At 69.3% G+C, this 23,067-nt stretch carries 17 protein-coding genes; 8 read left to right on the top strand and 9 right to left on the bottom strand.

Annotated features, from left to right (window positions below):
• The first annotated feature begins 137 nt into the window (after positions 1–137).
• Genes fadD32 through A9X00_RS18290 form a run of 3 tightly spaced genes read left to right on the top strand, consistent with a single transcriptional unit; the run spans position 138 to position 8,953 of the window.
• On the top strand, positions 138–2,036 hold the full coding sequence (gene fadD32 / locus A9X00_RS18300; protein ID WP_067156385.1) for a long-chain-fatty-acid--AMP ligase FadD32: 1,899 nt from the start codon (positions 138–140) through the stop codon (positions 2,034–2,036).
• 10 nt (positions 2,037–2,046) lie between these two features.
• Complete coding sequence (pks13, locus tag A9X00_RS18295; RefSeq protein ID WP_067156382.1) at positions 2,047–7,365, top strand: polyketide synthase Pks13; 5,319 nt, start codon at positions 2,047–2,049, stop codon at positions 7,363–7,365.
• A gap of 19 nt (positions 7,366–7,384) precedes the next feature.
• Complete coding sequence (locus A9X00_RS18290) at positions 7,385–8,953, top strand: acyl-CoA carboxylase subunit beta (RefSeq protein WP_156772166.1); 1,569 nt, start codon at positions 7,385–7,387, stop codon at positions 8,951–8,953.
• 57 nt (positions 8,954–9,010) lie between these two features.
• Here the strand turns inward: A9X00_RS18290 and A9X00_RS18285 are convergent, their stop codons facing one another.
• Genes A9X00_RS18285 through A9X00_RS30830 form a run of 3 tightly spaced genes read right to left on the bottom strand, consistent with a single transcriptional unit; the run spans position 9,011 to position 11,382 of the window.
• Complete coding sequence (locus tag A9X00_RS18285; RefSeq protein ID WP_067156376.1) at positions 9,011–10,804, bottom strand: acyl-CoA dehydrogenase family protein; 1,794 nt, start codon at positions 10,802–10,804, stop codon at positions 9,011–9,013.
• A 12-nt stretch (positions 10,805–10,816) separates the two neighbouring features.
• Entirely contained in the window at positions 10,817–11,233 is a 417-nt protein-coding gene (locus A9X00_RS30835; protein WP_067156373.1) for an FHA domain-containing protein, read from the bottom strand.
• On the bottom strand, positions 11,230–11,382 hold the full coding sequence (locus A9X00_RS30830; RefSeq protein WP_156772162.1) for a hypothetical protein: 153 nt from the start codon (positions 11,380–11,382) through the stop codon (positions 11,230–11,232). Before A9X00_RS30830 ends, A9X00_RS30835 begins: the two co-directional genes overlap by 4 nt.
• A gap of 174 nt (positions 11,383–11,556) precedes the next feature.
• Here A9X00_RS30830 and A9X00_RS18275 point away from each other — a divergent pair, with 174 nt between their 5' ends.
• Positions 11,557–11,760, top strand: a complete 204-nt coding sequence (locus A9X00_RS18275) for a DUF1918 domain-containing protein (RefSeq protein WP_067156418.1) — start codon at positions 11,557–11,559, stop codon at positions 11,758–11,760.
• A gap of 3 nt (positions 11,761–11,763) precedes the next feature.
• Here the strand turns inward: A9X00_RS18275 and A9X00_RS18270 are convergent, their stop codons facing one another.
• The 3 genes from A9X00_RS18270 to A9X00_RS18260 all read right to left on the bottom strand — a co-directional run bounded on the left by A9X00_RS18270 (position 11,764) and on the right by A9X00_RS18260 (position 18,955).
• Complete coding sequence (locus tag A9X00_RS18270; protein ID WP_067156370.1) at positions 11,764–12,270, bottom strand: hypothetical protein; 507 nt, start codon at positions 12,268–12,270, stop codon at positions 11,764–11,766.
• Positions 12,271–12,434: 164 nt separating this feature from the next.
• Entirely contained in the window at positions 12,435–15,683 is a 3,249-nt protein-coding gene (locus tag A9X00_RS18265) for an arabinosyltransferase domain-containing protein (protein ID WP_067156367.1), read from the bottom strand.
• A complete protein-coding gene (locus A9X00_RS18260; protein WP_067156364.1) occupies positions 15,680–18,955 on the bottom strand; it encodes an arabinosyltransferase domain-containing protein in 3,276 nt (1,091 codons plus the stop codon). Before A9X00_RS18260 ends, A9X00_RS18265 begins: the two co-directional genes overlap by 4 nt.
• 141 nt (positions 18,956–19,096) lie before the next feature.
• On the opposite strand from A9X00_RS18260, the gene A9X00_RS18255 reads away from it, so the two are divergent.
• Positions 19,097–20,236: a BTAD domain-containing putative transcriptional regulator gene (locus A9X00_RS18255; protein WP_067156361.1), complete on the top strand. Its 1,140-nt coding sequence runs from the start codon at positions 19,097–19,099 to the stop codon at positions 20,234–20,236.
• Positions 20,237–20,242: 6 nt separating this feature from the next.
• Here A9X00_RS18255 and A9X00_RS18250 read toward each other — a convergent pair whose 3' ends face one another.
• Genes A9X00_RS18250 through A9X00_RS18240 form a run of 3 tightly spaced genes read right to left on the bottom strand, consistent with a single transcriptional unit; the run spans position 20,243 to position 21,668 of the window.
• Entirely contained in the window at positions 20,243–20,866 is a 624-nt protein-coding gene (locus tag A9X00_RS18250) for a maleylpyruvate isomerase family mycothiol-dependent enzyme (RefSeq protein WP_067156358.1), read from the bottom strand.
• Entirely contained in the window at positions 20,863–21,345 is a 483-nt protein-coding gene (locus tag A9X00_RS18245) for an SRPBCC family protein (RefSeq protein WP_067156355.1), read from the bottom strand. The genes A9X00_RS18250 and A9X00_RS18245 overlap by 4 nt, the downstream gene beginning before the upstream one ends.
• Positions 21,342–21,668 (bottom strand): helix-turn-helix transcriptional regulator, encoded by a 327-nt coding sequence (locus A9X00_RS18240; protein ID WP_067156352.1) that lies wholly within the window; start codon positions 21,666–21,668, stop codon positions 21,342–21,344. The genes A9X00_RS18245 and A9X00_RS18240 overlap by 4 nt, the downstream gene beginning before the upstream one ends.
• Before the next feature lie 79 nt (positions 21,669–21,747).
• Here A9X00_RS18240 and A9X00_RS18235 point away from each other — a divergent pair, with 79 nt between their 5' ends.
• The 3 genes from A9X00_RS18235 to A9X00_RS18225 are packed head-to-tail and all read left to right on the top strand — an operon-like array spanning position 21,748 to position 23,067.
• Complete coding sequence (locus A9X00_RS18235) at positions 21,748–22,383, top strand: PASTA domain-containing protein (protein WP_067156349.1); 636 nt, start codon at positions 21,748–21,750, stop codon at positions 22,381–22,383.
• Between the two features lie 54 nt (positions 22,384–22,437).
• Complete coding sequence (locus tag A9X00_RS18230) at positions 22,438–22,719, top strand: hypothetical protein (protein ID WP_067156346.1); 282 nt, start codon at positions 22,438–22,440, stop codon at positions 22,717–22,719.
• Between the two features lie 21 nt (positions 22,720–22,740).
• A complete protein-coding gene (locus A9X00_RS18225) occupies positions 22,741–23,067 on the top strand; it encodes a hypothetical protein (protein WP_067156343.1) in 327 nt (108 codons plus the stop codon).

Below are 23,067 nucleotides of genomic sequence, written 5' to 3'. Positions count from 1 at the left end.
CGTGTGCCGTGCACAGCCGGCTCGTGTATAGAGGACCAGTCGGCGAAGCCGACGCGAGGCACTAGGCCGGCGAAGCCGGCGCGAGGCACTAGGCCGGCCGACGCCGGCACGAGATGGTTGTGACAGGAGAAGACGGCATGGCGTACCACAACCCGTTCATCGTGAATGGAAAGATCAGGTTCCCGGACAACACGAACCTGGTTCGTCACGTTGAGAAGTGGGCGAAGGTTCGCGGCGACAAGCTCGCCTATCGGTTCGTCGACTTCTCCACCGAGCGCGACGGTGAGTACCGCGACATCTCCTGGTCGGAGTTCAGCGCCCGCAACCGGGCGGTCGGGGCGCGCCTGCAACAGGTCACCCAGCCCGGCGACCGCATCGCCATCCTGTGCCCGCAGAACCTCAACTACCTGATCGCGTTCTTCGGCGCGCTGTACTCCGGCAGGATCGCCGTGCCCCTGTTCGACCCGAGCGAACCCGGCCACGTCGGCCGCCTGCACGCCGTGCTCGACGACTGCACCCCGTCGACCATCCTGACCACCACCGAGGCCGCCGAGGGAGTCCGTAAGTTCATCCGCGCCCGCTCGGCCAAGGAGCGCCCCCGCGTCATTGCCGTCGACGCCGTGCCGAACGAGGTCGCCGCCACCTGGCAGGAGCCGGTGGCCGACGAGAACACCATCGCCTACCTGCAATACACCTCCGGCTCCACGCGCACCCCGACCGGCGTGCAGATCACCCACCTGAACCTGCCCACCAACGTGCTGCAGGTGCTCAACGGCCTGGAGGGTAAAGAGGGCGACCGCGGGTTGTCCTGGCTGCCGTTCTTCCACGACATGGGCCTGATCACGGCGCTGCTGTCGCCGGTCCTCGGCCACAACTTCACCTTCATGACCCCGGCCGCGTTCGTGCGGCGCCCCGGCCGGTGGATCCGGGAGATGGCGCGCAAGCCCGACGACGCCCCGGACTGCGAGGTGTTCACCGTCGCGCCGAACTTCGCCTTCGAGCACGCCGCGGTGCGCGGCGTGCCCAAGGAGGGCGATCCGCCGCTGGACCTGAGCAACGTCAAGGGCATCCTCAACGGCAGCGAGCCGGTGTCACCGGCGTCGATGCGCAAGTTCTACGAGGCTTTCGCGCCCTATGGCCTGCGGGAGACCGCGATCAAGCCGTCCTACGGTCTCGCCGAGGCGACCTTGTTCGTCTCCACCACGCCGATGGACGAGGCGCCCCGGGTCATCCACGTCGACCGCGACGAGATGAACAACCAGCGCTTCGTCGAGGTCCCCGCCGACGCGCCTAACGCCGTCCCCCAGGTGTCCGCCGGGGTCATCGGCGTCGACGAGTGGGCGGTCATCGTCGATCCCGACACGGCCAGCGAGTTGCCGGACGGACAGGTCGGCGAGATCTGGCTGCACGGCAACAACCTGGGCACCGGCTACTGGGGCAAGGAAGCCGAGACCACCGAGACCTTCCGCAACATCCTGAAGTCGCGGATCAGCCAGTCCCACGCCGAGGGCGCCGCCGACGACGGGCTGTGGGTGCGCACGGGTGACTACGGCACCTACTACGACGGCCACCTCTATATCGTCGGCCGGATCAAGGACCTGGTCATCATCGACGGGCGCAACCACTACCCGCAGGACCTCGAGTACTCGGCGCAGGAAGCCAGCCGCGCGCTGCGCACCGGCTACGTGGCCGCGTTCTCGGTCCCGGCCAACCAGCTGCCGCAGGTCGTGTTCGACAACCCGCACGCCGGCATCAAGCACGACCCCGAGGACACCTCCGAGCAGCTGGTGATCGTCGCCGAGCGCGCCGCCGGCACGCACAAGCTCGACTACCAACCCATCGCCGACGACATCCGCGCCGCCATCGCCGTGCGGCACGGCGTCACCGTGCGCGACCTGCTGCTGGTGCAGGCGGGAACCATTCCGCGCACCTCGAGCGGCAAGATCGGGCGCCGCGCCTGCCGCGCCGCCTACCTCGACGGAAGCCTGCGCAGCGGCATCGGTTCCCCGACCGCCTTCGCGGGCGCGGACGACTGAACCAGGAATCATGACTGACATAGACGAATCCCAGGAGAATCTGCCCGCCAAAAAGGCCGACTTGACCGTCCCCGAGATGCGCCAATGGCTGCGTAACTACGTCGCGAGGGCCACCGGGCAGTCGCCCGAGTCGATCGACGAATCGGTGCCGATGGTCGAGCTGGGCCTGTCGTCGCGCGACGCGGTGGCGATGGCCGCCGACATCGAGGACATGACCGGTGTCACGCTGTCGGTCGCGGTGGCGTTCCAGCATCCGACCATCGAGTCGCTGGCGACCCGGATCGTCGAGGGCGAGCCCGAGCCGGACCTGTCGGGCGACGACGTCGTCGACTGGTCGCGCAACGGGCCGGCCGAGCGCGTCGACATCGCGATCGTGGGCCTGGCGACCCGGCTGCCCGGCGACATGAACAGCCCCGAGGAAACCTGGCAGGCGCTGATCGAGGGCCGCGACGCCATCACCGATCTGCCCGAGGGCCGCTGGGAGGAATTCCTCGACGAGCCGCGGCTGGCCGAGCGAATCACGAAGGCCCGCACCCGCGGCGGATACCTCAAGGACATCAAGGGCTTCGACTCCGAGTTCTTCGCGATCGCCAAGACCGAGGCCGACAACATCGACCCGCAGCAGCGGATGGCGCTGGAGCTGACCTGGGAGGCGCTCGAGCACGCCCGCATCCCGGCGTCGGCCCTGCGCGGCGAGGCCGTCGGCGTGTTCGTCGGCGTCTCCAACCACGACTACGGCTTCTTGGCCATCTCCGACCCGACCGCCGCGCACCCCTACGCGATTACCGGTAACTCGCCGTCGATCATCGCGAACCGGGTGTCCTACTTCTACGACTTCCGTGGGCCTTCGGTCGCGGTCGACACCGCGTGCTCGAGCTCGCTGGTGGCGATCCACCAGGCGGTGCAGGCGCTGCGCAACGGCGAGGCCGACGTCGCGGTAGCCGGCGGCGTCAACGCGCTGATCACGCCCGCTGTGACGCTCGGTTTCGACGAGATCGGCGCGGTGCTGGCTCCCGATGGCCGGATCAAGTCGTTCTCGTCGGACGCCGACGGCTACACCCGCTCGGAGGGCGCCGGCATGCTGGTGCTCAAGCGGGTCGACGACGCCCGCCGCGACGGCGACCAGATCCTGGCCGTGATCGCCGGCAGCGCGGTCAACCACGACGGCCGGTCCAACGGCCTGATCGCTCCCAACCAGGACGCGCAGGCCGACGTGCTGCGCCGGGCCTACAAGGACGCCGGCATCGATCCGCGCAATGTCGACTACATCGAGGCGCACGGCACCGGCACCGTCCTCGGCGACCCGATCGAGGCCGAGGCGCTGGGCCGCGTCGTCGGCAGGGGCCGCCCGGCCGACCGCCCGGCGCTGCTGGGCGCGGTGAAAACCAATGTGGGGCACATGGAGTCGGCCGCGGGCGCGGCCAGCATGGCCAAGGTGGTGCTGGCGCTGCAGCACGACAAGCTGCCGCCGTCGCTCAACTTCGCCGGGCCCAGCCCCTACATCGACTTCGACGCGATGCGCCTGAAAGTGATTGACAAGGCGACCGATTGGCCGCGCTACGGCGGCTACGCGCTGGCCGGGGTGTCCAGCTTCGGCTTCGGTGGGGCCAACGCGCACGTGGTGGTGCGCGAGGTCCTGCCCCGCGACGTCGTCGAGAAGGAGCCGGAGCCGCAGCCCGAGGCCAAGGCGGCCCCCGAGGCGGCCTCGGAAACCGCTCAAGCGCCCTCGTTCGAGGCGCACTCGCTGCGGTTCGACGACTTCGGCAACATCATCCCCGACGCCGCCGCGGCGGTCGAGGAGGACGAGCCCGACCTGCCGGAGGTCACCGAGGAGGCGCTGGAGCTCAAAGCCGCCGCCCTGGAGGAGCTTGCGGCGCAAGAGCTTCCGCCGCCTGTCATCCCGCTGGTGGTGTCGGCGTTTTTGACGTCGCGCAAGAAGGCGGCGGCGGCGGAGCTCGCGGACTGGATGGAAAGCCCCGAGGGCCAGGCGTCGTCGCTGGAATCGATCGGCCGGTCGCTGTCACGTCGCAACCACGGCCGCTCGCGCGCGGTGGTGCTGGCACACGACCACGAGGAGGCCATCAAGGGCCTGCGCGCGATCGCCGAGGGCAAGCAGCGGCCGAACGTGTTCAGCGTCGACGGGCCGGTGAGCAACGGACCCGTGTGGGTGCTGGCCGGCTTCGGCGCGCAGCACCGCAAGATGGGCAAGGTCCTGTACCTGCGCAACGAGGTCTTCGCCAAGTGGATCGAGAAGGTCGACGCGCTGGTCCAGGACGAGCTGGGCTACTCGGTGCTCGAGCTGATCCTGGACGACTCGCAGGACTACGGCATCGAGACCACCCAGGTCACCATCTTCGCGATCCAGATCGCGCTGGGCGAGCTGCTCAAGCATCACGGCGCCAAGCCCGCCGCGGTGGTCGGCCAGTCGTTGGGCGAGGCGGCGTCGGCGTACTTCGCCGGCGGCCTGTCGCTGCGCGACGCCACCAGGGCGATCTGCTCGCGCTCGCACCTGATGGGCGAGGGCGAGGCGATGCTGTTCGGTGAGTACATCCGGCTGATGGCGCTGGTGGAATACTCCGCCGACGAGATCAAGACGGTGTTCTCCGACTACCCCGACCTGGAGGTGTGCGTCTACGCCGCACCCACCCAGACCGTCATCGGCGGGCCGCCCGACCAGGTGGACGCGATCATCGCCCGCGCGGAGGCCGAGGGCAAGTTCGCGCGCAAGTTCCAGACCAAGGGCGCCAGCCACACCCAGCAGATGGATCCCCTGCTCGGGGAGCTGGCCGCGGAGCTGCAGGGCATCAAGCCGATGAGTCCGACGTGCGGCATCTTCTCGACCGTGCACGAGGGCAGCTACATCAAGCCGGGCAGCGAGCCGATCCACGACGTGGACTACTGGAAGAAGGGGCTGCGGCACTCCGTCTACTTCACCCACGGCATCCGCAACGCCGTCGACAGCGGGCACACCACCTTCGTCGAACTGGCGCCCAACCCCGTCGCACTCATGCAGGTCGGCCTGACCACCGCGGACGCCGGGCTGCACGACGCCCAGCTGATCCCGACGCTGGCCCGCAAGCAGGACGAGGTCGAGTCGATCACCTCGACACTGGCCCAGCTCTACGTCTACGGCCACGACCTGGATCCGCGGACGCTGTTCACGCGCGCCGCCGGGCCCGCCGACTACGCGAACATCCCGCCGACCCGGTTCAAGCGCAAGGAGCACTGGCTGGACGTGCAGGTCGCCTCGGGCAGCGGCGCGATCATCATGCCGGGCAACCACGTCGCGCTGCCGGACGGCCGCCACGTGTGGGAGTACGCGCCCAAGGGCCTGACGGATCTCGCGTCGTTGGTGAAAGCCGCTGCGGCCGAAGTGCTTCCGGACGCCAAGTTGACCGCGGCCGAGGAGCGCGCCAAGCCGGCGGAGGGTTCCCGGCTGGTGACCACCCTGACCCGGCATCCCGGCGGCGCGTCGGTTCAGGTGCACGCGCGCATCGACGAGTCGTTCACCCTGGTGTACGACGCGCTGGTCACCCGGGGCGGCACGGAGTCCGTGCTGCCGGTGGCCGTCGGGGCGGGCACGGCGATCGAGGCGACCGAGGCCGCCGCAGCGGAGGCTCCCTCCGAAGGTCCGGAGGAGGAAGCGCTCGGCGACAGCCTCACCAACCGCTACATGCCGGCTGGTTTCACCAAATGGTCACCGGAGTCCGGCGAGACCATCGCCGAGCGGCTCGGCGCCATCGTCGGCGCGGCCATGGGTTACGAGCCCGAGGACCTGCCGTGGGAGGTGCCGCTGATCGAGCTGGGCCTGGACTCGCTGATGGCGGTGCGGATCAAGAACCGCGTCGAATACGACTTCGACCTGCCGCCCATTCAGTTGACGGCGGTGCGCGACGCCAACCTCTACGCCGTCGAGAAGCTGATCGAGTACGCGGTCGAGCACCGCGACGAGGTCGAGCAGCTGGCCGAGCACCAGAAGACGCAGACGGCGGAGGAAATCGCCAGGGAGCAGGCCGAATTGCTCAGCGGCGCCACGGCCGCGTCGGTGGTGGCGCCGGCGCCGGACCCGCAGGCCGAGCCGCAGACGCAAGCACCGCCGGCGTCGGACGTGCCGATCCCGCCGCCGCCGACCAACCCGTCGGGGCCCGCGGTTAATGGCACCAACGGCCAGCCGAACCTGGCCGGGGCGGCCGACGCGCTCAACCAGCAGGCCGTCGCCCAGGCACTCAACTCCGACGTGCCGCCGCGCGACGCGGCAGAGCGGGTCGCGTTCGCCACGTGGGCGATTGTCACGGGCAAGTCCCCGGGCGGCATCTTCAACCCGCTGCCCAAGCTGGACGCCGACGCCGCCGCCAAGATGGCGCAACGGCTTTCGGAGCGCGCCGAGGGTCCGATCACCGCCGAGGACGTGCTGGCGTCGGAGAACATCGAGGCGCTGGCCGAGAAGGTGCGCGAGCACCTGGAGGCCGGGGTGGTCGACGGTTTCGTGCGCACCCTGCGGGCGCGCCCGGAGGGCAGCACGCGGACACCGGTGTTCGTGTTCCACCCGGCCGGCGGCTCGACGGTGGTCTACGAGCCGCTGCTCAACCGCTTGCCGGCGGACACCCCGATGTACGGCCTCGAGCGGGTCGAGGGCACGATCGAAGAGCGTGCGGCGCAATACGTTCCGAAGCTGATCGAGATGCAGGGCGACGGGCCGTACATCCTGGCCGGCTGGTCGCTGGGCGGGGTGCTGGCCTACGCGTGCGCGATCGGGCTGAAGCGCCTGGGCAAGGACGTCGAGTGGGTCGGGTTGATCGACGCGGTCCGCGCGGGCGAAGAGGTCCCGCAGACCAAGGAGGAGATCCGCAAGCGCTGGGACCGCTACGCTCGGTTCGCCGAGAAGACGTTCAACGTCACCATCCCGGAGATCCCCTACGAGCATCTCGAGCAGCTCGACGACGAGGGCCAGATCAAGTTCGTGCTGGAGGCGGTCAGCCAGAGCGGGGTGCAGATCCCGGCCGGGATCATCGAGCACCAGCGCACGTCGTACCTGGACAACCGGGCCATCGACACCGCCCAGATCCAGCCGTACGACGGGCACGTCACGCTCTACATGGCCGATCGCTACCATGACGACGCGATCATGTTCGAGCCGCGCTACGCCACCCGCAAGCCGGACGGCGGCTGGGGCGAGTACGTGTCCGACCTCGAGATCGTGCCGATCGGTGGCGAGCACATCCAGGCCATCGACGAGCCGATCATCGCCAAGGTCGGCGCGCACATGACCCAGGCGCTGAACAAGATCGATGCCGAACGGCAGCAGGACAAGTCCGAACAGGTTAGGTAGGCAAGTAGTGACGGAGACGGTGCTAGCTCCAGCGCCCGTTCAGCACACCACTGCGGAGAAGTTGGCCGAGCTGCACGCTCGCCTGGAACTCGCCAAGGAACCCGGCGGCGAGAAGGCCGCCGCCAAGCGCGACAAGAAGGGCATCCCGAGCGCCCGCGCGCGGGTGCACGCGCTGCTCGATCCCGGCACGTTCTTCGAGGTCGGGGCGCTGGCCAAGACCCCCAACGACCCGAACGCGCTGTACGGCGACGGGTGCGTCACCGGCCACGGCATGATCGACGGCCGGCCGGTCGGGGTGTTCTCCCATGACCAGACGGTGTTCCAGGGCACGGTCGGCGAGATGTTCGGCCGCAAGGTGGCCCGGCTGATGGAGTGGTGCGCGATGGTCGGGTGCCCGATCATCGGCATCCAGGACTCCGGCGGAGCCCGCATCCAGGACGCGGTCACCTCGCTGGCGTGGTACGCCGAGCTGGGCCGCCGTCACGAGGCGTTGTCCGGCGTGGTGCCGCAGATCTCCCTCATCTTCGGCAAGTGCGCTGGGGGAGCGGTCTATTCGCCGATCCAGGACGATCTCCTCGTCGCGGTGCGCGACCAGGGCTATTTCTTCGTCACCGGGCCCGACGTGATCCGGGAGGTCACCGGCGAGGAGATCACCCTCGATGAGCTCGGTGGCGCCGACGTCCAGGCCCGCTACGGCAATATTCATCACGTAGTCGACTCCGAGGCCGAAGCATTCCAGTACGTCCGTGACTTCCTGTCGTTCCTGCCGTCCAACTGCTTCGACAAGCCGCCGATCGTCAATCCCGGGCTGGAGCCGGAGATCACCCCGACCGACCTGGAACTCGACGCGATCATCCCGGACAACGACAACGCGGCCTACGACATGCACGAGATCCTGCTCCGGATCTTCGACGACGGCGATCTTCTCGAAGTCTCCGAGCAGCAGGGGCCGGCGATCATCACTGGGTTCGCTCGGGTCGACGGGCGACCGGTCGGCGTGATCGCGAACCAGCCCATGCACCTGGCCGGGTCGATCGACAACGAAGCGTCCGACAAGGCAACACGTTTCATCCGGTTCTGCGACATCTTCGAGCTCCCGCTGGTCTTCGTTGTCGACACTCCCGGCTTCCTGCCCGGGGCCGAGCAGGAGAAGAACGGCATCATCAAGCGCGGGGGCCGGTTCCTGTCCGCGGTTGTGGAAGCCGACGTACCCAAGGTGACGATCACGGTCCGCAAGTCATACGGCGGCGCCTACGCCGTGATGGGATCGCGGCAGCTGACCGCCGACTTCAACTTCGCGTGGCCGACTGCGCGCATCGCGGTGATCGGCGCCGAGGGCGCTGCCCAGCTGTTGATGAAGCGGTTCCCGGACCCGACGACGCCCGAGGCGCAGCAGATCAAGAAGGACTTCATCGAGGGCTACAACCTCAACATGGCGATCCCGTGGACCGCGGCCGAACGCGGCTTCATCGACGCGGTCATCGACCCGCACCAGACCCGCCTGCTGCTGCGCAAGTCGATGCGCCTGTTACGGGACAAGCAAATCTGGTTCCGCGTGGCGCGCAAGCACAGCCTGCTGCCCATTTAGTGTTTGGCGGCAAGCAGACGCAAAAGCCCTCTTTTCAACCCGAATTGGGCACTTTTACTACTGCTCGCCGGTAACCAGCGCCCCGTCCACCAGCTCCTCGAACCGCTCCAGCGCCTCGTCGGATTCGTCCTCGATCCCGCGCAGCGGGCCCCGATCGGCGAGGTAGCGCCGCGCGTGCAGCCGCGCGACGAGCGCCTTGCGGTCCCCGCCGCGGGTCTCCCGCTCCCACGCGGCCTGCTCGGTGAGCAGCGCGCCCGCATAGACGTCGCCCATGAACTGGGCCAGCGGGAACAGCCGCGCCTCGGCGACCTCCCGGTCGAGCTTCGACCACGCCGTGATCGCCGCGTCCAGATCCTCGATGCGCGCGCCCACCAATCGCGTCGTCTCGTCGTCGTCGGAAACCGACACTGCATCGCGCAGCCGCGCCAGGAGCGCCTCGTGTGCGCGGGACTGCTCGATGCCGCGCCGCACGTCGAGGCACAGGATGTTGTCGGGGCCTTCCCAGATCGTGTTGACCTGCGCGTCGCGCAGCAGCCGGGCCACCGGCCACGTTTCGATATAGCCGTTGCCGCCGTGGATTTCGATCGCGTCGGACGCCCCGGTGATGCCCAGCCGGCACACCCTGAGCTTGGTCACGGGCACGGCGATGCGCTGGCGGATGCCGCGCGGCTGCCGATGGTTGGCGGCGCCGGTGCCGTCGAAGACGAGCGCGAGTGCCGCCTCGACGTCCACGATCATCTCGGCGAGCTTGCGCCGCATCAGCGGCTTGTCGATGAGCGCCCTGCCGAACGCGTGCCGCTGCCGGGCGTAACACAGCGATTCCACCAGGGCGCGACGGGCATTGGCGAGACCGAACAGGGCGATGCCGAGGCGCGCGGCGTTGGTCAGCTCCATCATGCGGCCGAGCCCCTTGCCGTCGGCCGGGCCGGTTTCGTCGCCCGGCTCGCCGGACAACAGGAACGCCTCGGCGTCGACGAACTCGACCTCGCCCGAGGCCACCGAGCGGGTGCCGAGCTTGTCCTTGAGCCGGCGCACCCGCACCCCGTTGCGCGAGCCGTCGCGGCGGTTGCGCAGCACCAGGAAGTTGGCGACGCCCCGCGTCGAATCGGGCGCGCCTTCCGGTTTGGCCAGCACCACGAACGCCTCGCCCGCGCAATTGGAGGCGAACCACTTGAACCCGTTGAGAATCCAGGCGTCTCCGGCGCGCGTCGCCGTCGTCTCCAGCGCGCCCAGGTCGGAGCCGCCGGTGCGCTCGGTCAGCAACTGGGCCGTTTCCCCGGCCCACTCGCCGGAGGCGAACTTGGCCAGCACGTGCTCGCGCACGTCGGCCGGCGCGTAGGCGGCCACCAGCGACTGGACCATGCCGCCCCCGGTGCCCAGGGCGCAGCCCATCCCGATGTCGGCCTGGTTCAGCAGGTAGTTGGATGCGAACAGGGCCAGACCAGAGCTGACCTTGGCGGCCCGCGCGTCGCTGCGCAGGGCCTGCTGGGCGTCGAGCACCGCGCGCTTGGACTGCGTGAACGACGCCGGCATGACGACCTGGCTGATGTCGTGCCCCCACCGGTCGTAGCGCTCGAGCCGCGGCGGGTTGCGGTCGGTCTCTTCGGCCCACCGCGCCACCGGACCACCCATCAGTTCGCCCATCCCCGCCAAATGGGGCTCCACCACGGCCAATTCGTCGGGCTGTAGGTAGTAGGCCATCGTGAACTGCAGGGTCGGATCGGTGCGATACCAATTCAGGCCCACGGCGCCGCGGTAGTTCTCGGTCCGGTAGCGCCGCGACTTTTCCTCGGTGGAGAAGGGCAGCCGGTCCACGCCCTCTGACCCGTATTGCGGGTCGTATTCGCTCATGCCGCGACGGTATTACCCCGGCGCCGGTCCCGCCACGAAAATCAGGCGGAAGTTGCCGATCCGGATCTCATCGCCGTTGGTCAGCACCGCGGCGTCGACGGGCTTGCGGTTGAGGTACGTCTTGTTCAGGCTGCCCAAGTCGACGAGGTGGAATTTGCCGCGCTCCCTTCGGAATTCGGCGTGCCGGCGGCTGACGGTGATGTCATCGAGGAAGATGTCGCTGGCGGGATGGCGACCCGCGGACATGACGGGCCGCTCCAGCTGGTACTGCGCTCCCGCGTTGGGACCCCGCTTCACGATAAGCATGCCGATGCCGCTCTGCAGCGTTTGCATCTCCTCCATCACCGCGTCGGCGACCGCGTCGAACTCGTCGGTGCGCAGCGGGGAGGACAGATGCCCGGTGGTTTCGTCGGGCGCGGGTTCGCTCACGCGGCCCGCCGAAGATCGGGGTTCGTCGCGGCGGCTTGTGGCTCGGGCTTGTCGGACGCCCGTGCGACGGCCGTGGCATCGGCGATGACCAGGAATGGACCCAGTGCGCGGGCGAACAGGCGCGTCCGGGCCTGCGTTGAAGCATCCATAACCGTGCCTCCGTTCCCGATTCCTGTATCGGACCATCCGGCCGAACGCCGAGATAGGGACCGAAGTCCCGTCCGTCCGGGGCATTCGTCCCCCGGGGCCCCTTCCCTGAAGGCCGACCGCGGCGCATGATCGGCACCATCGGACTACTCGGTCAGCGATCAGGGAGGTCGATGATGAAAGCCGTTGTAGGTGACTGGCTCGTGATCAAGGGCACCACGACCGAATTGGCGGATCAGCGCGGCGAAATCACCGAGGTGCGCGGCGCCGACGGCGCACCGCCGTACGTGGTGCGCTGGAACAGCGGCCACGTGGCCACGGTGTTCCCCGGCTCCGACGCGCTCGTCGTCAGCGCGGCCGAACAACAGCGCGGCCGATAAGGCTTATACCGGAACCAGGAATTCTGACGTATAGAACTCGGCGGGGTTTTGCGAGTTCGGGTTTGCCCGCTCGACAATCACCCAGACGCCCGTCGTGCCCGGCCGAATGCTGTCCGCAACAGTGACCGTTGCGTTGCCCGCCGCGTCGGTGTCCATTCCGCTGAACGCGGTGCCCGGGTCACCGGGGCCGCACGTGGCCGACGACGGGCGGGGCTCCTGAATCAGGCCGACGTCGAAATGGGTGCCCGGCTCGTTGGGAACCGTCACGTGCACCTGTGCGACGGCCCTTGACCCCGAGGTGCTGATGACGGCGGACCCGTCACCAAGTATCGCCCGGGGCACCGTCGGCGTCGTCCTCACCAGGCTGAAATCGCAACGCCGGTCGTCGCTATCCAGGGCAACCCGGGTTCCGGCCTCGGCAGTCGCGGTGGCGATTGCTAACGTCGCCGCCGGTGAGATCGCGACGGCAATCGCCGCGGTACATGTCCCTAGGCGTGTCAGTGTGTGCATCGGGTCACCTTTTTAACGTTTCTGTTAGTTACCTCACAGGGGAGGTAGTTATTGACCCGCGTTGCGCAAAATTAAACATTTGCTGCGGAATTACTCGAACGTAAATTCCGCGCGTTATTCGACTAATGACAAATTAATGGCGAGCGAGTGTAAAAACCGTTGAATTACGGCTTGATTCGGATCGGTCCGGGCGACCACAACCCGCTGCGGGTCGCGGTGCCCAGGTCCAGTTGCGCGGGATGTGCGTCGGCGATGGTGTCGAACTTGCGCAGCGACCCCCAGTCGCGGCCCCAGTCCCGGGACAGGTAGGTGGACATCACGTGTGCCCGCAGCAGCAGGTCCGTGATGCCCAGCAGGCCGCCGTTGACGCCGTCCTCCCAGGTGTCGGTGTCCTGCTTCTTGGCGTTGTAGTCCGGCGTGATGCGGAACTTCGGGATCTCGGTGACGCCGTCGGCGTGCAGCATCGGATGCTGGCAGGGGAACGCCAGGCCCACCGCCCAGTCCATCAACACCGGCTGCGACGAGCCGACGTACTCCTGCAGGGACCGCAGTTCCGGCACCCGCGGCGGGGTCACCGCGATCCAGTCGTCCGGCGTCAGCGAAAGGTCCTCGGCCACGACCCGAACGGCAACCGCGTCCGCGGCCATCTTGTCCCGGGCGAAGCGCAGGTTGCGCCACGCCTTGGGCTGCTCGCCGTTCAGGTCGTAGGGGACCAGCCGCCCGGACGGCACGATCTCACCGCCGGGGCCGCGTCGGCCGTATTCGAGCACCACGGTCTGCCCGCTGGTGTGCCCGTGCAACACGCTGTTGCCTGCGATGGTCCCGGCGGCGGTCACCACCAGCAGGGGATGGCCGTCGTCGGGCTTGGGCAGCTGATACCACGCCGAGGTGAGCCGGCTCTGTTGCTGGGCGCCGGTGGTGTAGCTGCCGGCCAGCGGAACCCGGTCGGGGTCAAGGCCGTACGGCAACGGAACCAGGGACCCGTTGATGCCCGGCGCCTTCAGCTTGGTCGGCGCGCGCCAGTCGTAGGCGTACCAGTCGTAATCGGTGCCGGGCTGCGGCACCGACGTCTCCTGAAGCGCCTCGGCCACGGTGTGGTCGGGTACACCGTTGGGGGAGAACCCCGTTGGGTTGACGCCGCCGAGCGGGCCGAGCGGGCCGTAATCGCCCGGGAGCGGCGCCATGAAGCCGGCGTTGCTGTCCGGCTCGACGAGCACGTCGTCGGCCAGCGCGCAGCCGCCGGCGAACTCGCGCAGGTTGTCCCAGCCGTTGGAGTAGGTGGGGTACTGACGCACGATTCCGGCGACCATCGAGGCGATGAACACCAGCACCATGAATCCGGCCGCGATCGGCACCGGAGCGGCCGTCACCGCCCGCGCCAGCCGGCCCTCGCCGTGTTCCCGCGACGCGAAATGCAGCCAGAAGGCCCAGACCGCCGTGATCGCGAACAGGACGAAAAACACTGTGCTGACGCTGATTCCGGCGAACCTCGGCATGACGTTGTTGAACGGGACGCCGTAGCTGGAGACGTACCACCAGCCGTTGGTGGTGGCGAAGCACAGCGCCAGCAGGAACAGCACCGCGGCCGCGAACGTCATCCGGTTGCGCGACCAGCGCAGCACCTTGGGCGAGACCAGCACCGTGGTCAGCGCGGCAAGCGCCGCGCCCACCGCGGCGAACAGCCCGAAGTGGTGCACCCACTTGGTGGGCGTGAACATCAGGAAGAACATGGTGGCGAAGATGACGCCCATCAGTCGCCACGCCGGGCCGCGGGCCACCCCGGGGATTCGCTTGCGCCGCAACATGATGAACACGGCGGTGAACAGGCACAGCGCGCTGATCAGGAAGCCGAATCGGCGCGACAGCGAACCGTCGACGGTCGGCAGGATCAGGTAGTAGTAGCGCAGGTTCTCGGTGTACCAGGCCTGGCTGGGGCCGATCGCGGTGCGAATCCTGGTGGCCTCCAACACCGTTGACAGCGTCTGGTCGGCGAACACCACGGTGAGGATCACGGTGCCGGCCGCCAGCATCGGGGCCACCAGCGGCCAGGTACCGACCAGGCGATGGCGCTTTACCAGAATTCGCAGGATCGGCCGGCCACCGGCGACCAGGGCGGCCACCGCGATCAGGCCGGTGGGCTGGACGCCGAGCGTGAACGCGGCGGTGATGACCGCCAACGCCGCCGGCGTGAGCCGGGAGGCGCACATCGAGCGCTCGATCAGCACGTAGGTGATCAGCGAACCCAGCGCGATGATCGGCTCGGGACGCAGGCCGTTGTTGAACGGCATCCACCCGGTCAGCAGGACCATGCCGGCCGCCCAGTTGGCGGCGGTGCTCGACGTCACCGCCGGCCCCAGCCGCGGCAGCACCTCACGCGACAGCAGCAGCCAGCAGACCAGCCCGGCGACCAGGTCGGGCAGTCGCATCCACAGGCTGGCGTCGCTCACGTGGGTCATCAGCGCCAGCAGGTTGTAGTACCAGCCGAACGGGTCCTCCGGGCTGCCGAACCAGCGGAAGTAGTTGGACATGTAGCCGGCGTGGTCGGCGACGCGGGCCATGCCGAGGATGTAGCCGTCGTCGGAGGAGTTGGCGCCGATCAGGTGCCACAGCAGGAAGGCGAAGATCACCGTGGCGTCGACGAGGGTGAACTTGCGCCAGCGCGTCGGGATCAACCGGTGCATGCGCCGGCCATCCAACTGGTCCAGGCGCCACAGCGCGATCAGCGCGACGACGGTGGACGCGATCGCCAGCACCATCGCGACGAGCTTCAAAGTCGTTGGCGTGGTGGAGAACCGGGTGTCGATGGTCGCCGCAAACCGCAGGCCGGGCGGCGCCGGACCGGTCAGATCCGTGAACACCCCGACGATCTGCGGGCGCAGGTTGGGATCGGGGAAGCCACCGCGCACCGGCTTGCCCGCCGGATCGTTTAACCCGACGAAGGTGGCGAAGGTGCCGGCGAGCGTGGACGTGATCTCGATGCGTTGACATTGCGGCGAGGCGGCCTGCTCTCGAGGCACGCTGGCGATGACCACGTTGCGGTCGGTGACGTCGACGCGCTGGCTGCTGGCGACGACGAACAGCGCGTTGAGCGCGGCGTCCTTGCCCTTCTTGGGCGCGGTGCTCAGCACCACCCCGCCCTCGGGCGGCAAGTCGCGCACCACCGAGCACGGCACGGTCACCGACACGTCGACCGGCGTCAGCGAAATCAGCGGCGCCGTAACGTTGTTCAACTGGCCGTTTTGCGGCCAGTTCAGCATCGCGGTGGTCTGCACGACGGGCAGCAGCGGCGTGGCGACGGACAGCACGAAACCGATCAGGCCCGCGATCGTCGCGACCCAGCGGGTCACCCGCACGTCGCGCACCGCGTCCGACGGCGAGGTGGCCACCGGGCGTTCGTGGTCGGTGACGCTCATGGCAGCGCCCTAACGGGACCCGGGCGGCTCCAGCCGCGAACGGTGGTCACGCCCTGTTCGACGACGGCGACCGGCGCCTGATCGGGCGGCACCAGCGCGTGATACTGCTCGACCGATCCCCAGTCGCGGTACCAGTCGCCGCGCAGGTAGGTCGAGATCGTCGAGGTGCGCAGCATCGCCTGGGTGATCAAGAACGGGCCGCCGGTCTCGCTGGCCTCCCACCCGTTGGACGACGACGCCGTCTGTTTGTGATCGGGCAGGATGCGGTACTGCGGAAGTTCGGCCACGCCAAGGTGTTCGGAGAACGGCCGCTGGCAGGGGAAGTTGGCGGCGGTCGCGATGTCCATCAGCACCGGGGCCTGCGACCCGATCAGCTGCTGCAGCGTCTGCAGCACCGGCACGCGCGGCGGCGTGAACGAGAACCACTGCTCGGAACTCAGATTGGGGTCGTAGGCGACGATGCGTGCCACGTTAGCCTCCGGCGGCGCCCAGGCCAGCGGGAACCTCAGGTTGCGCCACGCCGGCTCCGGACCGATGTCGATCGGCTGCACCTCGCCGAGCGGCTGGGTGGTGCCGTCGGGGCGGACGACACCCCACTGCAGTTTCAGTGACTGCCCGTAGGTAAAGGTGCCGTCCTCCTTGTACGACCAGATGGCGCCCGCGGCCGAGACCACTACCAGCGGCCGGTCCGGTGTACGCGGCGGCAGTTGGTACCAGGACGACGTGGCGGTGGCGGCCAGTGAGTTCTCGCCGTAGCTGCCCATCACCGGTGTGCGGGCCGGGTCCAGGCCGAACGGCAGCGCCGCGTGCGAACCGTTGATTCCGGCCGGGCCCTTCCCGCCGGCCGTGCCCGCGGAGTCACTCATGGCGGCGTTGGGCTTGTTGGGTGAGGCGTCGGAATTCACCACGCCCGGTTTGGTGACGACGGGGTTCGACCTCAGGTCCTCGCCCACCCCCTCGGGTTTGAAGCCGACCGGGTGCAGGCCGCCGAGCGGTCCGTCGGGTCCGAACGTCTGCCCCGGAACCGGTTGCAGCAGACCGGCATTGGGATCGGGCTCGGCCAACACGTCGTCGGCCAGGGCGCAGCTGGTCTTCGACAGCCCCGAGGTGATCGCGGCCAGGTTGGCCTTGCCGGTGGTGTAGAGCGGGTAGCGGACCACCGCCCCCTTGGCCAGCGAGCCGACCTCGCCGAGCACCATGATCGTGGCCACCACCAGCAGCGGCGTGGAGGCCAGCACGCGGTTGCGCCGGCTGTCCTTGACCTCGGTGTGCCCGGCGTAGTCCATCCGGAAATGCTGCCAGGCGCCCAACAGCCCGGTCAGGATCGACAACGTCAGGAACATCGACGTCACCGGGTGGCTGGCGATCACGGGCTGGATGTCCCACCACGGCACCCCGTAGTTGCCGACGTAGAACCAGCCGTTGATCCCCGAGGTGGCCACCGCCAGCACGAACAGCAGCGCCGTCACATACAGCGTCAGGTTGCGGCGGTTGTGAAGGCCGATGCGGGCGAACGCGAACGCGGTCAGCGCACCCAGTGGGGCGGCCAGCCCGGCGAACGCGCCGAACTGCACGGCCCACTTCGTCGGCGTGAACGTCAAGAGCAACAGGCCGACCGCGGTGGTGCCGATCAGCCGCCACGCCGGTCCGCTGGCCACACCCTGCACCCGGCCGCGGCGCAGCAGCACCACCAGCATGACGAACAGGCACAGCAGCAGCACCAGCACGGCGAAGCGCCGCGCCATCGACCCGTCGGGGTTGGACTCCACGGTGAGGAAGTAGTAGCGCAGCCAGTCCTGGTACCAGGCGATCGTCGGGCCGACCTTGTATTTGATGCGCCAGGACTCCGCCACCGTTGCCAGCGTCTGGCTGCGGAACACCACCACGGTGATCAATGACAGCGACGCCGCCAACACCAGCAGCGGGGCCAGCAGCCCGTCGGTCGGCCGGCGGCGCCGGATGGTCTGGGCGATGGCGCGGGCCCCGGTCAGCAGCGCGGCGACGGCGATCAGCCCCTGCGGCGCCAGCGTCGCGGTCAGCATCGCGACGATGATCGCGACCGCCGCCGGGGCCAGCCGGCCCAGCGCGATCGCGCGTTCCACCAGCACCCAGGTCACGATCACGCCCAGTGCGATGATCGGCTCCGGTCGCAGGCCGTTGTTGAACGGCAGCCAGGCGGCCAGGAAGACCGCGCCCGCCGTCAACACCGCCACCCGGTTGCCCGCCGGGCCGCCGCGGCCGGGCCCCAGCCGCCGCAGCACCCAGTGGCCGATGATCAGCCAGCAGGCGATCCCGGCGAGCGTGGCCGGCAGCCGCATCCACACACCGGCGGTGCTGACCGCCGCCAGCTTGGCCAGCACCGCGAGATACCAGTCGAACGGCGCGTCCGTCGTCCCGAAGTAGCGGTAGTAGTTGGCGACGTACCCGGCCTTCGGGGCGACCCGGGCGATGGTCAGGTTGTAGCCGTCGTCCGACGACGTCGCGCCGATGACGTGCCAGACCAGCAGCGTTCCGATCACGCCGACGTCGGCGAGCCAGGCCGCGGCCCCGACGCGGGCCCAATGGAACCGGGGGCGATACCGGGCCAGCCGGCCACGCCGATCCAGCACCGCCATCGCGGCGATGGCGGTCAGCACCGCCAGGGTCCCCACGGCCATCGCGAGCGTCTTCAGCGCGGTGGGCGCCGTGATGAACCGGGTGTCGACGTCGACGCGGGCCGACAGTCCGGGCTGCGGCGGCACCTTCAGGTCGGTGAAGATGCCGCCGACCTGGGGCTTCTTCTCCGACGGCAGCGTCCCCGAGGCACCGGGGATGCCGACGAAGTCGGCTCCCGCCGCGCCCGCATCGGCCCACAGGTGCAGGACGCTGCAGGCGCCGGCCGCGACGACCGCGCGCTTGGCCACCGCGGCCACGGTGTCGCGGAACGCGACGACGACGATGTCCTTGTCGGCGCGCACGAATAGCCCGTTCTTGCCGGTGTCCACGCCGCCGACCGGCAGCGTCGAGACCACCAATCCGCCGGTGGGCGGCAGCGTGGCGATCGCCGCGCACGGGATCGAGATGTCCAGCGCCCGCGGCGCCCCCGAGACCAACGGGGCGGTGATCTGGGTGACGTGCCCGTCGGACACGCCCTGGGGCCACAGCACCGTCGCCGTCGTCTGGCGCACCGGCAGCAGCGGAACGACCAGGCACAGCAGCAGACCCGCCAGACCCGCGACCACGGCGATCTGCCGCGGGACGCGCAGCGATCGCTCATTACGGTCGGGGGGCACGAGGCTCGATCGTAGGGGACGGGGCTTTGTGCGTTTCGGACGCAGGGCCGCCTTGACGGCGCGCTAATTTGCCGCGCCCGGGCTGCGAAATAGACTCTCGTTTCAAGAACGGCCCCGATAACCCAGGAGGCTGGCAACGCGATGACGAACACTGGTCTCGGGTTTGGCGTCTTGGGACCGTTGCTGATGACCAGCCACGGCGTGCGGGTGCCGGTAGGGGCGCCCAAGCAACGTGCGGTGCTCGCCATGCTGCTGATCAACCGCAACCGGCCGGTGTCCGTCGATTCGTTGATCAACGCGGTGTGGGACGAGGATCCGGTGCCCGCCGCGCGCACCAGCATCCAGGCCCACGTGTCGAACCTGCGTCGGCTGCTGCGCGACGCAGGGGCCGACCCCTACCAGGTGCTGGCGAGCGCCCCGCCGGGATACCAGCTCAGTGTCGCCGACGCCGACTGCGACCTCGGGCGCTTCATGGCCGCGAAGCTCGCCGGAAACCAGGCCGCCGCGGCGGGACGTTTCGAGGACGCCAGCCGACAGTTCTCGCTGGCGCTGGGCGAGTGGCGCGGGCCCGTGCTCGACGACCTGCGCGATTACGCCTTCGTCGACGCCTTCGCCACCGCGCTGATGGAAGAGAACGTGGCGACCCACACCGCCCGCGCCGAGGCCGAGATTGCGTGCGGGCGCGCCGGCGAGGTCATCGGCGAACTGGAGGCGCTCACCGCCGAGCATCCCTACCGCGAACCGCTGTGGGCGCAGCTGATCACCGCCTACTACGTCACCGAGCGCCAGTCCGACGCGCTCGGCGCCTACCGGCGGCTGAAGACGGCCCTGGCCGAGGGGCTCGGGATCGACCCCGGCCGGACCGTGAGCGCGCTGCACGAGCGGATCCTGCGCCAGGAACCGTTGGGTCTGAGGCGCGCCGACCTGACCACCCACAAGCGCGGCGCCTATCGGCAGGAGCCCACCACCGCCAGCATCCAGCTCGCGGAGTCCGCCGTTGCCCGGCTGGTCGACCAGACCGGGCGGATTCACCCGTTGACGGGAGCGACCACCAGGATCGGGCGCTTCACCGACAACGACATCGTTCTCGACGACACCGACGTCAGCCGCCACCACGCCGTCATCACCGACATCGGAACGGGTTTCATGATGACCGACCTGCGGTCCACCAACGGGGTGGAGGTGCAGGGCCAGCGGATCCGCGGCAGCGCCGCCCTGGCCAACGGCGACCGCATCCGCATCGGCGGCCACGAGTTCACGTTCGAAGTCGGCCCAGCCTGACGGTCGCTACCGAGCCAGCCTGCGCGCCAGGGTGTCCCGCCCGGGACCCTCGAGGTCCGCGAGCGCCACGGGTCGGCCGGTCATCGCCATGAGCAGCGCTTCGCCCGGCCCGCTGACCTCGGGTCCGGTGCCGTGTGTCCAGTCCACGTCGGTGGCGCGCAGCCGCAGCCCCCGGATCCGGCGTCCCGCCCCGAGGCGGGGGTTGCCGGGCACCAGGCCGAGGACCCGCTGCAGCCGGTCGGCGGGGACGATGCGTGGCCGGCCGAGCGAGCGGCGGATGTCCTGGTGGTGGATGGTGCCGTCGACGAGCGCGATCATTCCGCCGAAACCCGCTGTCAAACCGCGTGGTTCGAGATGGCTGCGGAGGAACTCGAGGAGTTGCTCTGGCCGCAGCGAGGAGAACTCGTCGACGCCCACCTGGTTGGTCCGCACCACCCAGCCCTTAGCGAACCGCTTCAGCAGCCCGCCGACGCCCAGCTCCTCGTAGCTGATCACATGCGCGACAACGTCTTTGACGGTCCACTTGGTGCACAGGCTGGGCGTCTCCCAGTCCTGTGGCGCGAGGGTGGCCAGGAAGTCGGCGAGGTCGGCGCGCTCGGCGTGCGCCATGGTCATCAGGGTCGCCGTCATCGCTGCGCCTCCACGCTGACCAGGCGGGCGTAGCGATCGAGATACAGCGGCCAGCCGGCGTCGCCGTCGACCCCGTCGGCGACCGCCTCCCAGCCCGGACCATGCCGGTCCAGGTGGCGGTGTTCGAGCTCGACGCGCGTGCGCTCGTCGGATTCGGCGGTGAACCGGACCTCGACCTCGCTGGTCTTCGATGGATCGGACTCCACCTGCCAGGTCGGGCCGATGTCCCAGCTGAACGCCACCCGATGTGGCGGCTCGTAGGCCAGGATCCGTGCCCACCGGCAGACGCTGCCGTCGACGCCGCGGTCGAAGATGTGCCCGCCGACGACGGGCTCGAACACGGTCTCGGCGATCGGCACGGCGAGCAGGTTGTGCTCGCGGGGCTTGAAGTCGCCGAACCGCTCGGTGAAGACGGCGAACGCGCGCTCGATCGGGGCGTTGACGACGACGTGGTGCGCGACGTCCGGTGTGCGGGTCATGACGTTTCCCCCTTCATCTCCTCGACGATCTCGGCGTAGCCGGCCAGCGCCCGGGCCCAGAACCGGTCGAGCTCGGCGCGCAGCGCCTCGAGACCGGTCGGGTCGAGTTGGTAGACGCGACGCGTTCCCGCGGCCCGGTCGCGAACCAGGCCCGCGGACTTGAGCACCTTCAGGTGCTGCGAAACGGCGGGCCTGCTGACGGGCAGGTCGCGGGCCAACTCGCCGACCGCCGCCGGGCCGTGCGCGAGGCGTTCCACGATGGAGCGCCGCGTCCGGTCGGCCAGCGCCAGCCAGGCATGACTGGCGTCTTGGTAAGTGGCCACGAACCGTAAGTCTAGACTTACCGACGTCGTCGCATCAAGGCCCCTTGGCCCGCCGGGCGTGTCAGGCTACCCTGACAGCATGAGCCTCGCGGACGCGTGGGAGCAGGCCCAGCAGGCGTGGCGCCGGCTCGCCGCGCGGGGCGGACACCCCAGCGACGACGGGCTGGAGGCGCTGTCCGACATCGGTGTGGTGCGCCGGATGCTGGATCAGGCCGAGCTGGCGGCCGTCCGGACCGCGCGGCGGCACGGAAAGTCCTGGGCGGAGATCGCGACGGAGCTGGGCGTCACGCGGCAATCCGCGTGGGAACGCTGGCGAGACCTCGATGACTCCCCGCCCAGTGCCGAGCCGACGGCGGTGGACGACGCGGCGGCGGAGCTGGTGCGGGTGGGCTTCCGGGAGGCGCCCTGGAGCGCGAGGGTGACGGTGCCCAATGTCGTTGGGCTCGAATGGATCGCGGCCCGGGAGGCGCTCAACGCGAAGGGGCTGGTCGCGATGAACGCCGAGCCGGACGTGCCGACCGCGCCCGAATCCGGGGGCTGGGTCGTCACGGACCAGAGCCCCGAGTCCGGCGCGCGGGTCAAGTCGGGATCGGCGGTCCGGCTATGGCTCACCGGTGACGGTGGCGCCGGGGTCCGCGAACCCCGCCGTCCGCGGCCGACGCCAGTGACGGCCCGCGAGATGCGGCCCGAACCCCGCGACCAAGCCGTCGGGTAGGTTTCGGCGGTCCGCCGCAAGAATTTCGCAATTGGCGTGGGTGACACTCGGGGCATGCGCCGGATCTTTGCCCTGGCCTTGCTGTCAGTCATTTTCGCGGTGGCCGGATTGGGGTTGGCCGCGGGCACCGCCCAGGCCAAACCCCGGGGCCCCTATCAATGGTGTCCCGGCCAACATCTACCGGAGACCGATGTCGTGTGGGACATGAACGTCTGCCACACCTGGTATTGGGTCGACTATGGGTTCCAGGCCAATCGCGGTCACTTCGTCTACGAGGGCGATACCCCGCCGCCGGACCTGGGCTGTATCCCCGGGTTATGCCTGCCCGGGCTGTAACGACGAGACAAGGAACCAGCCATGAAGATCTTGAAGCGGATCATCGCCGGTGCTGTGCTGTCGACCGGTGTCGCGGTGGCGGGCCTCGGCGCGGCCACGGGAATTGCGCACGCCGACGCCTGGGCCGAAGGCCCCCATCAATGGTGTCCGGGCCAACCCCTGCCGCAGGCCGACATCCAATGGGACATGGGCAGCTGCCACACGTGGTACCTGCTCGTCGGCGGCCCGAAGGGCAACGTCGGCGGCCGCTGGAACACCATCTGGGACGGCGCTAATCCGCCCGCGCCAATCCGAAAGCCGCCGGGCAATTGCGGCCTGTTCTTGTGCCCCGAGCCGCCCGGAAGTTAA

This window comes from Mycobacterium sp. 1245805.9 (assembly GCF_001672915.1).
Lineage (GTDB): Bacteria > Actinomycetota > Actinomycetes > Mycobacteriales > Mycobacteriaceae > Mycobacterium.
The sequence above is the reverse complement of the archived record's forward strand: the minus strand, read 5'-3'. Positions and strand labels throughout refer to the sequence as shown.